Source organism: Thermoprotei archaeon (assembly GCA_038881895.1).
Taxonomy (GTDB): Archaea; Thermoproteota; Thermoprotei; order Gearchaeales; family WAQG01; genus JAVZOV01.
Window position 1 is genome coordinate 288,920 of the sequence record JAVZOV010000002.1, and the last position, 13,799, is coordinate 302,718.

The 13,799-nt window shown below is 34.4% G+C and carries 15 protein-coding genes; 13 read left to right on the forward strand and 2 right to left on the reverse strand.

Annotated features, from left to right (window positions below; all coding sequences use genetic code 11):
* The first annotated feature begins 131 nt into the window (after positions 1 to 131).
* Positions 132 to 1,286 carry a DUF373 family protein gene (locus QW128_04505; protein ID MEM3832846.1) on the forward strand — a complete coding sequence of 385 codons (1,155 nt, stop codon included), beginning with the start codon at positions 132 to 134 and terminating at the stop codon, positions 1,284 to 1,286.
* 22 nt (positions 1,287 to 1,308) lie between these two features.
* Here QW128_04505 and QW128_04510 read toward each other — a convergent pair whose 3' ends face one another.
* A complete protein-coding gene (locus QW128_04510; protein MEM3832847.1) occupies positions 1,309 to 2,400 on the reverse strand; it encodes a Xaa-Pro peptidase family protein in 1,092 nt (363 codons plus the stop codon).
* Between the two features lie 316 nt (positions 2,401 to 2,716).
* Between QW128_04510 and QW128_04515 the strand changes: the two genes are divergently transcribed.
* The 6 genes from QW128_04515 (at position 2,717) to QW128_04540 (ending at position 5,762) form a co-directional block, all read left to right on the forward strand.
* Positions 2,717 to 3,109, forward strand: coding sequence for a 30S ribosomal protein S8e (locus tag QW128_04515; protein ID MEM3832848.1), 393 nt, complete (start codon positions 2,717 to 2,719; stop codon positions 3,107 to 3,109).
* Position 3,110: 1 nt separating this feature from the next.
* Entirely contained in the window at positions 3,111 to 3,422 is a 312-nt protein-coding gene (locus QW128_04520; protein MEM3832849.1) for a signal recognition particle subunit SRP19/SEC65 family protein, read from the forward strand.
* Between the two features lie 149 nt (positions 3,423 to 3,571).
* The gene (locus tag QW128_04525) at positions 3,572 to 3,829 is read left to right on the forward strand and encodes an H/ACA ribonucleoprotein complex subunit GAR1 (GenBank protein ID MEM3832850.1); all 258 of its coding nucleotides are present in this window, start codon (positions 3,572 to 3,574) and stop codon (positions 3,827 to 3,829) included.
* Positions 3,826 to 4,746: a TFIIB-type zinc ribbon-containing protein gene (locus QW128_04530; protein ID MEM3832851.1), complete on the forward strand. Its 921-nt coding sequence runs from the start codon at positions 3,826 to 3,828 to the stop codon at positions 4,744 to 4,746. Before QW128_04525 ends, QW128_04530 begins: the two co-directional genes overlap by 4 nt.
* A gap of 10 nt (positions 4,747 to 4,756) precedes the next feature.
* Positions 4,757 to 5,164, forward strand: coding sequence for a hypothetical protein (locus tag QW128_04535; protein ID MEM3832852.1), 408 nt, complete (start codon positions 4,757 to 4,759; stop codon positions 5,162 to 5,164).
* Positions 5,165 to 5,168: 4 nt separating this feature from the next.
* The gene (locus QW128_04540) at positions 5,169 to 5,762 is read left to right on the forward strand and encodes an RlmE family RNA methyltransferase (protein MEM3832853.1); all 594 of its coding nucleotides are present in this window, start codon (positions 5,169 to 5,171) and stop codon (positions 5,760 to 5,762) included.
* Positions 5,763 to 5,868: 106 nt separating this feature from the next.
* Here the strand turns inward: QW128_04540 and QW128_04545 are convergent, their stop codons facing one another.
* Positions 5,869 to 7,008 (reverse strand): tRNA (guanine(10)-N(2))-dimethyltransferase, encoded by a 1,140-nt coding sequence (locus QW128_04545; protein ID MEM3832854.1) that lies wholly within the window; start codon positions 7,006 to 7,008, stop codon positions 5,869 to 5,871.
* A gap of 413 nt (positions 7,009 to 7,421) precedes the next feature.
* On the opposite strand from QW128_04545, the gene QW128_04550 reads away from it, so the two are divergent.
* The 6 genes from QW128_04550 (at position 7,422) to fbp (ending at position 13,797) form a co-directional block, all read left to right on the forward strand.
* The gene (locus tag QW128_04550) at positions 7,422 to 7,964 is read left to right on the forward strand and encodes an NTPase (protein MEM3832855.1); all 543 of its coding nucleotides are present in this window, start codon (positions 7,422 to 7,424) and stop codon (positions 7,962 to 7,964) included.
* Positions 7,957 to 9,474, forward strand: a complete 1,518-nt coding sequence (locus QW128_04555) for an AMP phosphorylase (protein ID MEM3832856.1) — start codon at positions 7,957 to 7,959, stop codon at positions 9,472 to 9,474. Before QW128_04550 ends, QW128_04555 begins: the two co-directional genes overlap by 8 nt.
* A 6-nt stretch (positions 9,475 to 9,480) precedes the next feature.
* A complete protein-coding gene (gene rnhB / locus QW128_04560; protein MEM3832857.1) occupies positions 9,481 to 10,122 on the forward strand; it encodes a ribonuclease HII in 642 nt (213 codons plus the stop codon).
* 252 nt (positions 10,123 to 10,374) lie between these two features.
* A complete protein-coding gene (locus QW128_04565) occupies positions 10,375 to 11,337 on the forward strand; it encodes a PhoU domain-containing protein (protein ID MEM3832858.1) in 963 nt (320 codons plus the stop codon).
* Positions 11,338 to 11,394: 57 nt separating this feature from the next.
* The gene (locus QW128_04570; GenBank protein MEM3832859.1) at positions 11,395 to 12,477 is read left to right on the forward strand and encodes an acetoin utilization protein AcuC; all 1,083 of its coding nucleotides are present in this window, start codon (positions 11,395 to 11,397) and stop codon (positions 12,475 to 12,477) included.
* Between the two features lie 222 nt (positions 12,478 to 12,699).
* Entirely contained in the window at positions 12,700 to 13,797 is a 1,098-nt protein-coding gene (gene fbp, locus QW128_04575; GenBank protein ID MEM3832860.1) for a fructose-1,6-bisphosphate aldolase/phosphatase, read from the forward strand.
* Positions 13,798 to 13,799: the final 2 nt, after the last annotated feature.

Here is a 13,799-nt window from a genome sequence, read left to right on the forward strand (position 1 = left end):
ATCAATAATATTTATATCTTTCCTTATTCGAAATTACAGAATTTTTAAATGAAAGGTAGACAAACAGCTTGGTAAGATTTTAGAACAAAATTCTTAAATTAGACTTTGTAGAAAAATAATCTAGAGAAAAGTTGTCTGAAGTAAAGGGCCCGTACAAAGGAAGGATACTAGTACTTTGTGTTGATAGAGATGATGATCTAGGCATGAATACTGGTATAAAGACGCCAGTAATGGGGCGCGAATCAAATTTGAATGCTGCAATTAATTTTGCTATAGTATCACCTGAGGATTCTGATGTGAATACTATGTTTTCTGCAATAAAACTTTATGATAGATTGGTTGGAATCCTAGGTAAAGAAAACTGTGAAATTGCTTGTATAACAGGACTTCCTGAGGAAGGAATCGAAGCTGATATTAAAATAGGCAAAGAGTTAGATGAGATATTGAGAGTATTCAGGGCTGATGGTGTGATATTAGTGAGTGATGGTGTGTCTGATGAAAGTGTTGTACCGATAATTACATCAAAAGTACCAATAATCTCAGTGCACAGAGTTATTGTTCAGCAATCTCAAAGTGTAGAGGAAATATATACTATAATTACTAGATATATAAAGAGGTTAGCTGAAGATCCTGATGCAAGAAAAATACTGTTAGGTATTCCAAGCATAATAATAATTTTGTACAGTATCTTTTATGCAGCTGGTTTTGTTAATTATTTCTGGGTTATAGCGGGATTTATTATTGGAGCTGTAGGATTAGTTAAAGCTTTTCGAATTGATAAAGCATTATATGAGAGCTGGGAAAATGCTCATACTATAGTTGTTTCAGCAGCATTAAGTCTTATTCTTATAGTGACTGGTTTCTATATTGGTTTTCTGGGAATAACAACTTATCTATCACATGTAGGAAGTCAAAACATATCAAACACAGTATTAGTTGGAATATTTATTACAGAACGGCTAGGTCAACCATTTTCTTCAAGTGATTTGGTAATAGCCGGGCTCATAATTTTAATGCTAGGAAGATTTATTACAAAGTTTATTAAACATGCTCCTGGTGTTATGCATGGTGCATGGCATGAGGTTGTAAGTATCTCATTTCTAATAACATTGAAATTTGTTGTTGATACTTTGGGCGAAATATTAACTAAAGGAACTATACTTCCATCAGAAATTCTTATACCAGTTATCTTAAATAGAGTTGCACTAAGTTTCACAATAACAGTATTATTAACTATATTGTTCATGTCTTATGAACGTGTTCAGCGCATTAGAGTTTCCTCATAGGATGGCATATAAGAAAAAATTATTAATAGAGATCACGGGGGAATCGTGAAAGTAGTTGGTAACCATTTTTAGTTACTAAAACATCTTCTTCTATACGTATTCCTCCAAATCCGGAAATGTAAATGCCTGGTTCAATAGTTACAACATTATATTCGTCAATAATATCATCGCTTGTTGAGCTTAATGTTGGATACTCGTGTACAGCCAAACCAATGCCGTGCCCAAGTCCATGTGTAAAGTATTCACCGTAACCTTTCATTTCTATGACTTGCCTAGCGGCTTTATCAATTTCTGAGGCTTTTACGTTTGGTGAGACAACTTTAAGTGCTTGCTCGATTGCATCAGTAATAATCTGATGTAACTCTATTTCTTTTTCGTTTGGCTTCCCAACTATAAATGTTCTTGTTAAATCTGCGCAGTATCCATCTACACGAGCGCCTAAATCTACTACAACCAATTCTCCATCTCTTAGAATCTTGTTAGATGATGAGCCGTGTGGATACGCTGCTCTTGCTCCTGAAGCTACTATTGGTATAAAGGCTACCCATTCCGCACCACTGTTAATCATTTCTGAAACGACTGCATTCATTATCTCAACCTCTTTGATACCCCCCATAATCATATCCTTTGCAACGTTTAATGCTTGTTCTGTGATAGTAGTTGCTCTTATTATGCTCTCCAATTCTAATAGATCTTTTTTAGATCTTATATAAGCTATCGTAGTGGAGACATCCTTTGTATTAACTCCTTCATTACTGGTAAGACGCTGTAACATTGTATACGAAATTTTAGATCCCTCAATTCCGAGCGTCTTCACATTTTTTGTCCTAACATATGATGAAATTTCACTAAAGGCTGAAACATTACGTGATACCTCTATAACATCGCCTAATATTGCTTCATCTTTTGCTTGATTAATTTCTAACTTTGGAGCAAAAATACTCACAGTACCATCGCTACCGATAAATGTATAAAGAGAACGTTCACTGCTTACTAACTTTAAACCTGTAAAATATTGAACAGATGCAGGATCTATTAAAAGAACACCATCAATTGAATTCTTATTCATTTCCGTTATTATTTTTTCAACTCGTTTTCTATAGTAAATTTTCATATTTACCAACCAGTTTGTTGATATAAATTCTAAGTATTAAATATAACTAAATTTTGCAAAATGGATTCTCAGAAAACTTAGATTCAGTTCTGGAATTGATAATAGATTTAAGAACGCTGTAACCCGTGAGGTAACATATACAAAGAAGTAATCTTAAATATTTTTAGGTTTGATGAGTTAGATCACGTGTTTTAAGTTTATCAACAATTTTCACGTAAAAATTAGATAAATATCTTATGATGAAGTATTATGTGATGATCTTTTCTCTAAAACATAAAGTTTATATTATATCTTAAGATTTTAACTAAGAGAATCCATGGGTGTTTGGCACTCAAACGATTTAGTCAAACCAAGTGGTGGAAGAAAGAGTTCAAGTAGAAAAAGAAGACGCTATGAATCTGGCAGTCCACCTATCGAAACTATTTTAGGCAAAGAAGCAGAGCTTATCAAAAGTAGGGGTATGGGTAGAAATTATAAATTTAAGCTTAAGGTCGCAGAATCAATAAACGTGTCTGACACAGAAACAGGTAAAACTGTTAAAGAAAAAATAATAGGGTTCGTGAGTAATCCATCATCAACTGATTATAATAGACGAGGTGTGATAACCAAAGGAAGTATTGTGAAGACTAAACTGGGGCTTGTGAAAGTTACCTCAAGACCTGGACGGCATGGTATACTAAATGGTATTCTCATTAAACAGTCTGAGTGAAATGACAAAAAGAGATTATATAATATTATGGCCATCGTATTTTGATTTAAGTAAAACAAGAAATAGTGGGCGTAGGTTACCAAAAAGATACTGTGTTGATAAACCAAGCTTAGGTGAACTTGAAGAGGCGGTTAAATTACTTGGACTTGAAGTAACTGTTGAAAAAGATCATGCATATCCTAGATCATGGTGGGAAAGTGGCAGAATTATTGTAAAGAAGAACAGTAATCTGAAAAAATCTGAAATATTAAAATTGGTAGCATCGAACTTAATTAAGATACGACAAAAAAGATCAGCTAGCAAAAGCTCATGAATATTAGAATTTTAATTTTATGAGGACAACAATAATGATGTTTTAATGGTTTTCTGCTAGTAAAACGGTTTTTGTAGAAAATGTTAAGGTTTAATACTTAGTTTTTATATAACTAATAATTAGTGAGATTTCAATTAGAGGTGTAAGAGATGAAAAAGCTTGGCAGAGTATTGCGTGTTACAAAAACCGGACATGTAATAGTTGAATCGGAGGATCACGATATCCCGTATCAGAGCCTTGAGGTATTTGACGACAAACTTAAAGTCATTGGGAAAATTTATGATATTATTGGGCCAGTCAATTCTCCTTTCATATCAATTAAGTTAAACCCTAATTATAGAAACCCTGAAAAAATTATAGATAAGTATGTATACATAATCTCGTTGCCGTCGAGGAGATCAAAATGAACACCTCTCAAGACACATGTCCAACTTGTGGAAGCAAAAATATAATACGGGATGAAAAAGGACAATTAACATGTCATGATTGCGGAACTGTGATTGATTCAAGAATCACAGTAGTAAATTATAAGATAGTTGAGGACCAATTAAGCGGTGAGGGTCGTGGACCACCTAGAAATATAATGTATCCATCATCAATTTCTGATACTGTTTTCAGTTTAGATAATAAGTATGTTGAAAATCGAAGGATTTCTCTAAAAATGATGAGAGGCATTCAAAGACTTCGTACACTTCAATCAAAAATGCAATTGATGAGAAGGCACGAACGACATTTATCAAGAGTACTAAATGAAATACAAACAATTGTGAACCAGTTAAAACTTTCGCGTCAAGTTGAGGAGAATGCATCGTATATTTATCGTGAATATATGAAAAAGAAAGGTTCATCAAAAAGTAGGAGTATACGTGGTGCTGCAGCCGCAGCAGTTTTTATAGCATCTCGGTTAGCTGAGAATCCGGTCACTATAGAAGAATTGTCAAAAAGCATTCGCGTATCTAAGCGTGATATTAATAAATGTTATAAAATCTTACTACCTGTAATTTTTGAGCGCAGGCCAGATCTTATCAGTAAACTTCATGGTTCTCCAGAACATCATGTTTCACAAATAGTTTCTCGTCTTAATTTACCTATCGAAGTTCAAGCTAAAGCAAATGAGATCCTTAAAAATGCAAATAAAGTGAGCATAATGTCTGGTAAAGAGCCACGGGGATTAGCCGCAGCAGCAGTATATATCGCTAGCATACTGACAAATAATAAAAGGACGCAACATGAAATAGCAGAAGCAGCCCGTATTACAGAAGTTACTATCAGAAATCGTTATAAAGAGCTAATGAGCGCGTTAGATATAAAGTATTCAATGTGAAGTGAGAAGTGTGAGCGAGAAAAAAGCACCAAGTATTGAGGAATTGGTGGAAAAAGCTATAGAACTAATAAAAAGCTCAGAAAATAGTACGATGGTTCAAAGCGAATTATGGAAACGATTAGGAATTGATAGTAAACGTGGATCACGGCTCGTCCAACGTCTTCTGCTTGAAAATAGGATAACAAGAAGTAGCATTGTAATAAAAGGTCATAAAACGTTTGTTTTAACACCCGTAAAACGAGAAGTAAGAATAGTACCATTCGATACTTTAGCAAATGTACCGTGTTTTACTTGTCCAGAATTAAGCAGATGCGAGCCAGGTTATTTTGTAAATCCGTTTGATTGTCTTCTTATTGGAGGATGGCTTGATAAATCGGCTAAAGAAGAGCAAAAAGAGGCAAAAGAACGTCAGGGTTAGAACAATGAAGATAGAACGGAAAGATAGTTATTATTGGATGGCAAAGCGTGAAGGTTTTAGATCTAGAGCAGCATATAAATTACTGCAGATAAATAAACGTTTTCACGTTATGAAAACAGGAGATAAAGTCATCGATCTTGGTGCTGCGCCAGGAGGATGGTCACAAGTTGCTAGATTAATTGTGGGTGAGTCTGGGTTTGTTCTATCAATAGACATTAGCGATTTTGAACCATTGCCTTATGAAAATGTAAAGATTTTAGGTTTGGATATAACTGATGAAGATGCCCCTAACCAAATACTTAAAATACTTAAAAATAAAGCAGATGTAGTCCTATGTGATGCAGCACCTAAAGTTTCAGGAATTTGGGATCTTGATCATCAACGTCAATTGAGACTAGCTGAAGCCGCTTTACGAATTGCATATAATGTACTTAGGAATAACGGAAATTTCGTAACAAAAATTTTTGAAGGATCAGAGTCGAAACAGATTATTGAGAAGGCAAAGAAATTTTTTAAACAAGTATATCTTCATAGACCGCCCGCAACAAGATCACGTAGTTCTGAAATATATTTAATTTGCAAGGGATTTCGTGGATGAACTGAGAAGAAACAAATATAAAGTTAACATTTTTCATAAATACTATTTAAAGGCAGCAGACATATGATAGAAATTTAGCAGTTTGTGAGTTATGTACAGGAATAGGTTAAGCAATTCCTTTAATGATTTCTAGCAATTTTAAAAATGGGGCATCGGTTTTTATACCTTTTGGATGAAAGTGTGTACGTGATACTCTAAACCCACTTTCGATAAGACGTCTCATTACCGTTTCTACTGAAATTGATGAAATTTTATGTTTTTTTGCCATGGAATCTAATTGGTAATATGTTGGTGGCATGCAAGCTTCATTAGCTAGTGTGTTAACAAGTTTTTCTTCGTGTGAAGATAATTTATAATTTGATTTGTTAATGATTTCTGCAACATTTTTAATGAAATCTGCATTACCTAGCGGCCCAAGCCATAAGATACCTGCATATTCTAATTGAGAACCGCAATGGGGACAGTTCGAAAGAAGTGACGACACGATACTTTTTTTTGGAATTCTCCATAAACAATTGCGACAATATGATATGTAACCTAAATTTGAAAGGCTTTCATCTAGAGCACTTGGTTTCATATGTAATCTTATGAATATCCTTATATAATGGCGTGTTGCATGACTTAAAAGTGGTTCTATACCAAAACCATAGATTGCTGATATTCTAATAAGATAACCAAGTATGATACGTACTGCTGTTTCATGACAAAATTCATTTTTGAGCGGTATTGATTGATATCTTCTTAGACATGATTTGCCATGAACACCACATAGAGGTGCTACATCAGTGTGTGATACTCCTAATAATCCACCATTTTTAATCGCTTTTATTGCAGCATGAACAAATCTTATTGGAGAGCCAAAAGGATCCAGATCTATTACATCAAATCTTTTACCCTTTACACCATAATTAGATAATAAAATATTTGCATCAGTGTTAAAGACTTCTACTTTATCTTCAACATGTAATCTTTTAACATTCTCCTTAATATTTGCATATGCCTCTTTAGATATATCATTTAGGCATAGCTTATCTACACCATCAGTCTCTATTAAATATCTTAATCCTCTAATACCTGTCGCAGCAAGAGGTTCACATATTCTTAGTTTTTTACCAACCAAATTATAATACGCTTTAATAACACCTACTGATATATCTCTTGACAACTCCATGAACTTATTATAAAATACTCTAGGAAATACTACTATGCTTATTTTACCTTCATTTACTATACTATACTCGCTCATAACGATCTTTAGCAGTTACGGTTTTTAAATAACTAACACCTAGTAATATTTTTCTAAGAATTACAGAAATTTAGCAAAAGAGTTTGAAATTTTGAACTGACGTTTAAATATAAATTCTTAAAGTCTCAATCATCCCCTTCTCTAGAATAGCAGACTGGTAGCACAATCCTGACCTCTAATATGGAACGGAATGAGATGGGATCCTAAAAGAGCGATGAATTGTAGACCGATGAACATCTCAGAAGCAAGAATCTCCCGACTTCAACTGTGGAGAGTGTTAGAATTAATTACTGTAGCATTTTTCAGGCACTTTTTATAATCTTTAACATAAAGATCTTCAAGTGCAGAGATAGTTGTAGGTAATTTTATCCTAAAATCTTAATATATTGCTTTATTTTAATAGCTATGTGGGAATGTACTATTTTCTTACTGGAGCTCCTGGAATTGGGAAGACTACAGTTATAGTGAAAATAGTAAATCTACTAAAAGAACAACGTGTGAGAGTGGGAGGAATTATAACGAGAGAAATGCGAAGAGGCCCCGTTCGTATTGGATTTGAAGTTGAGGACATTATGAATGGCAATAAAGGAATTTTGGCGATCTCTACTGAGAATGAAGAGCCTCGTATAGGAAAATATCATGTCAGGGTAGAGGAGTTTGAGGACATAAGTATAGGAGCGATAGAAAATGCTATGATGAATGCAGATGTGATAGTGTGTGATGAAATAGGTCCTATGGAATTATTGTCAGATAAGTTTGTTAAACTTATTGAGCACGTGTTAGAAACTGATAAAAATGTTATTGGTACTGTACATTGGAAAGCAAGGCATCCATTGGTTAATAAAATTCGGAATGTTGGAAAGGTAATAGAAGTCACATATTATAATAGGAATGAAATACCTAATATTATAGTTAAAGATATAATTAATGCTGTGCGAGGTGTTAACGATGAATAATTTAGTGGCCAAGATTCTTGACATACATGGAGCTGGTTATAAGGTATGCGTTCTTCATTCAAAAAATGCGAGGGATATGGATCTTAAGCCACGAGATCGTATTACGTTAAATTATGGGGGAAAAGAAACGAATTTTATCCTTGATGTCACAGAAACTATAGTAAAACCTGGTGAAGTTGGTATACCAAGAGAAATTGCATATAATTTAGGCATAATAGATGGATCTCTTATTAATGTATCACCTTCATCGTTGCCTGTTTCTATAAGTTATATAAAGAAAAAAATGAAAGGAACCATATTATCGAAAGATGAAATAGAGAGCATAGTGAGGGATTCAGTAAACTATGAGCTAACAGAGCTGGAGATTGCTGCATTTCTCATGGCTGAGCAATTTGTTGGCATGAATCTTGATGAGATTGTTTATCTGACAGAAGCAATGGTTAATACAGGAGAAAGAATACGCTTTGATGAACCAGTTTATGATGTTCATAGTATTGGTGGAGTTCCAGGGAACTCTAAAGCGTCGATATTAGTAGTTCCAATTGTTGCATCTGCAGGTATATTAATTCCGAAGACAAGTAGCAGAGCTATAACATCTCCAGCTGGGACTGCTGACACTATGGAAGTTTTAGCAAGAGTCGATTTAACTCCTCGTGAGGTCAAGGAGATAGCGTTAAAGACACGTGGAGTATTAGTTTGGGGTGGACGATTAAATCTAGCGCCAGCAGATGATATTTATGTTAAGATAGAGCACATCCTAGGCATAGATCCAGAACCCCAGATGGTTGCAAGCATACTGTCTAAAAAATTAGCTATTGATGCTAAGTTTGTACTTATAGATTTACCAATAGGTCCTAAAGCAAAGGTCGAAAACATGGATGATGCAAGAAAACTTGCCCGCTTGTTGTCTGATGTCGCTGAGCGTCTTAGTATAAGCATAAAATGTGCAATAACATATGGGGGACAACCACTGGGATATACTGTAGGACCTGCACTAGAAGCACGTGAAGCACTTGAGGCATTGGAAGGTAAAGGATCTATGAGTTTAGTTGAGAAAGCTCTCTCATTAGCTAGCCTTATAATAGAAGCTGCTAACATAGTTCCAAAGGGCTCGGGTTATAATATTGCAAAAGATATTTTAACTTCTGGCAAAGCATTAAAAAAGTTCAGAGAAATTATAGATGCTCAAGGTGGTAATCCTAATATAAAACCTGATGATATACCGGTTGGTGATAAAACAATTAGTCTCTATGCTCCAGTTGATGGATACATTACTGGTACTGATAACTCAGCGATCACTGCTATTGCGAGAGCTGCGGGAGCACCCTCTGATAAAGGTGCCGGAGTAAGATTGTACTATAAAGCTGGGCACAAAGTTAAGAAAGGAGAACCAATATTGACAATACATGCAGAGAGTAGTATAAAATTAAACAATGCGTACATGCTAGCTCAACGTTTAAAACCGATAATTATTGAAGGCATGTTGTTAGGGACGTTTCCAGAGGAGTGAAAATACTTGCTAATAGGAGGAGTGGATGAAGCTGGTCGTGGTCCTGTCTTAGGACCGATGATCATTGCTTTGATTGTCTCTGATGAAAGTACTTTAGAGAAATTTCGAGATTATGGTATTAAGGATTCCAAAAAATTAAGTCCATCCAAAAGAAAGGAATTATATAATATAATAAAAAATGAAGCAAAATATGTTCTTTCATTAAAGATTGAACCTTATGAAATAGATGATGCAGTATTAAATGGGCACAAGCTTGCTATTCTTGAGGCTAAAAAAATTGCAGAATTAATTAATAAGATTAACGTAGCAGACGTTATATACATTGATGCTGCTCACAGTAATGCTAATTATTTCTCTCAATTGATACAATCTAATCTGATTAAGAAGATAAGAATAGTGTGTGAGCATAATGCTGATGAACGTTACATACCAGTTGGAGCAGCGTCTATAATAGCCAAGATTGAGCGAGACGAGATTATAGAGAATTTAAAACGTATTTATGGCGATTTTGGATCTGGGTATCCGTCAGACCCGAAAACAATTAATTTTCTTAAACAATGGATCCGTGTTCATAATGATTTGCCTCCATTTGCTAGAAAGAGCTGGGTAACTGTTAAGAGATTGATGCAGAGAAGTTTGGATATTTAATTAGAGATCAAGGATTGTTTCACAATAATAAATGAATCATTCTATGATATTAACATAGTTATAATACGGTTTTATTAACTGCTGAGAAAGTATTTCTGAGACAAAAATGAGTATGGAGATCTTTCAGATAATCTTAATGGCGTTTTCAGTCATCTACATATTAAAAGAGCTAGTATCCAATTATAAGAGTAAAAAAGATAACGTTGTTTGAAATACTCTAATTTTTTATACTAGATAATTGTTTAAAAAATAATGCATACCAGAAAATTGCAACAAATTGGTGGTGGCACATTATATTTATCACTTCCAAAAGATTTAGTTAAACGTTGGAACCTGAAAAAAGGAGATGTAATAAAGATAGAGGAGACTGTGGATGGAAATATTATCCTCTATGTTAAAGAAGAGGGTGTAGAGATTGAGGAGTCTTATGGCGTAATCAATTTAACTTCATTTGATATGAGATCATTGCAACGTAAGATTCTAGGAATGTATCTTCTCGGATATACTACAATTGTTATAAAATCATTTAATGAGATCAACTCTGATGTCAGGGATTTCATTAGAAAGACCTGCAGAGATTTTATTGGGCTTGAAATTATGGAGGAAACTATAAACAGTATCGTACTACAAAGTGTTATTAACATTAGTACTTTACATCCTTACAAACTCCTTCAACGAGCTAATTTAATCGCAAACAGTATATATAAAGATGCATTGAATAGTATAATTTCTGGGAATGTTACTATTGAACGTTCAATAGCGAGACGCGATGAGGATGTTAACAGACTATATTTTCTGATAGTTAGAGTTCTTAGAACTGCTGCTAGAAATAATAAGATTCTAAGAAAATTTGAAATATCAGATATTGATTTGATGGATCTTAGGTTAGCATCAAGCTTTATTGAAAATATAGGTGATATAGGTGTAGAAATCGCTTTACTGCTGTCAAATACAAAAATGTTAAATTATAAAAATGATATATCGAAGCTCATCAAATTTTCTGAAATCTTTTCTAAAAAACAGGATGAAGCTGTTTCTGCATTAGTAAATAAAAAAAGTGAATTAGCTGAAAATGTTGTTAATGAATTAAAACTTGTTATTAAGGATCTAGAATCTACTATCAAATCTATAAAAAATCAATCGATCGTTCGTATTGCACTTAATTTACGCAGAATTGGACTTTCAATAATAGATATTGCTGATCTGGTACTTTGATTTAATTAGAATTTTTCGATAACGTTATAAATATTTTTGAGGGATATAGTATAGACCATGACGTGTAAAACAGCGTTTGTCTACCATGAAATGTATCTTAGATATGACTTCGGTGAGTGGCACCCTTATAAGCCTTATCTTTGGAAACTTGCGCTCGAAAAATTAAAAAACATGGGCGTGTTTAATGACACTAACATTTCTTTAATTGAAGCTTTCATGGCTGATGAGAATTTAATATCACTTGTTCATACTAATGATTATATAAACTTTGTAAAGCATATGAGTAATCTTGGTTATGGTTATCTTGATTATGGAGATACTCCAGCTACAAAAGGAATATATGAAGGAGCAGCACATCGTGTTGGAGGTTCTGTTACAGCTGCAAAACTCATCGCAGATGGATTATATCTGCATGCATTTAATTTTGGCGGTGGATTGCATCATGCTAAGCCTTCCAATGCGGCAGGCTTCTGTGTGTTTAACGACATAGCTATAGCAGTACGTTATCTCCAAAAATCATATAATTATAAGAGAATTGCTATAGTTGACATCGATGGTCATCATGGTGATGGCACGCAGGAAATATTCTATAATGAAGCAACAACCTTAAAGATTTCTCTTCATAAATACGGTTATGGATTTTATCCAGGAACTGGTTGGTACAATGAATTAGGAGCAGATGAAGGATACGGATATACAATAAACATACCATTGATAGGATATACAAATGATGATACATACCTTTATGCAATAAATGAGATCGTCTTACCGTTATTAATTTATTATAAGCCAGAAATTATAGTTATGCAGTTTGGTGCTGATGGGCACGTGAATGACCCTTTAGTTGGATTATCATTAACTACACGAACATACAGTGAAGTAGCAAGAATAATTCATAAACTGAGTCATGAAATCAGTAATGGTAAGCTTTTAGTCCTCGGCGGTGGTGGATATAATCCTGATGATACTGCCAGATGTTGGTCACTTGGATTTATAGAGATATCTGATATAAAAATAGATGAGAAAATAAAAGAGACCCTTTATGATAAGATAAACGTAGAAGGTGGTATTTCAAAATTTATTTATGAAATAGTTAATGAACTAAAAAAGAAGCTTCGAGCAATCCATGGCATTTTCTAAATTATTGATGCTACGCTCAGAAAATTCTTGCTTCTAAAACTTTCACCTGTCTTGATTATTCACAGTCTCTTAGATCTCCTCATTATATTTTAGAAGTGAGAGATGTGTATTATTCTATGATTCACATTGAAAACTGCATTATATTCTGATTTCTATGAATTATCTCTATTTTATAACGTTAAGTTTAATTATTATTGTGAAGATAAGAATCATGGTGATTTTATGCAAATTACAGTTTCTGTGATAAAAGCTGATGTGGGAAGTCTTGCTGGCCATCATAGAGTTATTGAGGAGCAAATAGAAGTAGCTAAGTCAGTTTTATCAAAAGGTGTAGAACAAAACATAATATTAGATTATTATGTATTTAATGCGGGGGATGATCTCGAGTTAGTAATGTTACACAGGAAAGGAGAAAATAATTCAGATGTGCATCAATTGGCATGGACGGCTTTTAAAGAAGTTACTGAAAAAGTTTCTAAAAAGAGAAAGCTTTATGCAGCGGGGCAGGATCTTTTATCTGATTCGTTCTCAGGTAATGTGAGGGGATTAGGACCAGGCGTTGCTGAATTAGAATTTGAGTTAAGACCAAGCGAACCAATAATTGTTTTTGCGGCTGACAAAACTGAACCTGGAGCATGGAATTACCCTCTCTATAAAGCATTCGCTGATCCATTTAATACAGCAGGTTTGGTTATTGATCAAGCAATGCATGATGGATTTGTTTTCCAGGTGATGGATCTTATTGAAGGTAAGATTGTGGAGTTATCTACACCGGAAGAAAGTTATTCATTATTGGGTTTAATAGGGACTACTGGCAGGTATGTTATTTCTAGAGTCTGGAGAAAAGATGGTTTAGTGGCTGCAGCTGCTAGCACAACACGTTTATCTCTTATAGCAGGCAGATACGTAGGCAAGGATGATCCAGTATTAATAGTGAGAGCTCAACATGGTTTGCCTGCAGTGGGAGAGTATTTAGAAGCGTTCTCATTTCCACACTTAGTATCTGGATGGATGCGAGGTAGCCACACAGGACCACTGATGCCAGTAGGATTAAAAGATTCACGCTGCACGAGATTTGATGGACCACCAAGAGTTGTGGCTTTAGGATTTCAAGTTACAGAAGATAAACTAATTGGGCCCGCTGACCTATTTGAAGATGTAGCATTTGATTACAGTAGGAGATTGGCTACGGAGATTGCAGATTATATGCGACGTAATGGTCCGTTTATGCCACACAGGCTCGGGCCTGAAGAAATGGAATATACTACTCTTCCGAAGATTCTAAAGAAGCTAGAATCACGGTTCAAGCTGATAGAGTAAGA

Coding starts and splice junctions, on each gene's coding strand:
- QW128_04540 (MEM3832853.1), top strand. CDS start 5,169: ATGAAGATAGAACGGAAAGATAGTTATTATTGGATGGCAAAGCGTGAA.
- QW128_04515 (MEM3832848.1), top strand. CDS start 2,717: ATGGGTGTTTGGCACTCAAACGATTTAGTCAAACCAAGTGGTGGAAGA.
- QW128_04520 (MEM3832849.1), top strand. CDS start 3,111: ATGACAAAAAGAGATTATATAATATTATGGCCATCGTATTTTGATTTA.
- QW128_04570 (MEM3832859.1), top strand. CDS start 11,395: ATGACGTGTAAAACAGCGTTTGTCTACCATGAAATGTATCTTAGATAT.
- QW128_04510 (MEM3832847.1), bottom strand. CDS start 2,400: ATGAAAATTTACTATAGAAAACGAGTTGAAAAAATAATAACGGAAATG.
- QW128_04555 (MEM3832856.1), top strand. CDS start 7,957: ATGAATAATTTAGTGGCCAAGATTCTTGACATACATGGAGCTGGTTAT.
- fbp (MEM3832860.1), top strand. CDS start 12,700: ATGCAAATTACAGTTTCTGTGATAAAAGCTGATGTGGGAAGTCTTGCT.
- QW128_04565 (MEM3832858.1), top strand. CDS start 10,375: ATGCATACCAGAAAATTGCAACAAATTGGTGGTGGCACATTATATTTA.
- QW128_04525 (MEM3832850.1), top strand. CDS start 3,572: ATGAAAAAGCTTGGCAGAGTATTGCGTGTTACAAAAACCGGACATGTA.
- QW128_04550 (MEM3832855.1), top strand. CDS start 7,422: ATGTACTATTTTCTTACTGGAGCTCCTGGAATTGGGAAGACTACAGTT.
- QW128_04530 (MEM3832851.1), top strand. CDS start 3,826: ATGAACACCTCTCAAGACACATGTCCAACTTGTGGAAGCAAAAATATA.
- QW128_04545 (MEM3832854.1), bottom strand. CDS start 7,008: ATGAGCGAGTATAGTATAGTAAATGAAGGTAAAATAAGCATAGTAGTA.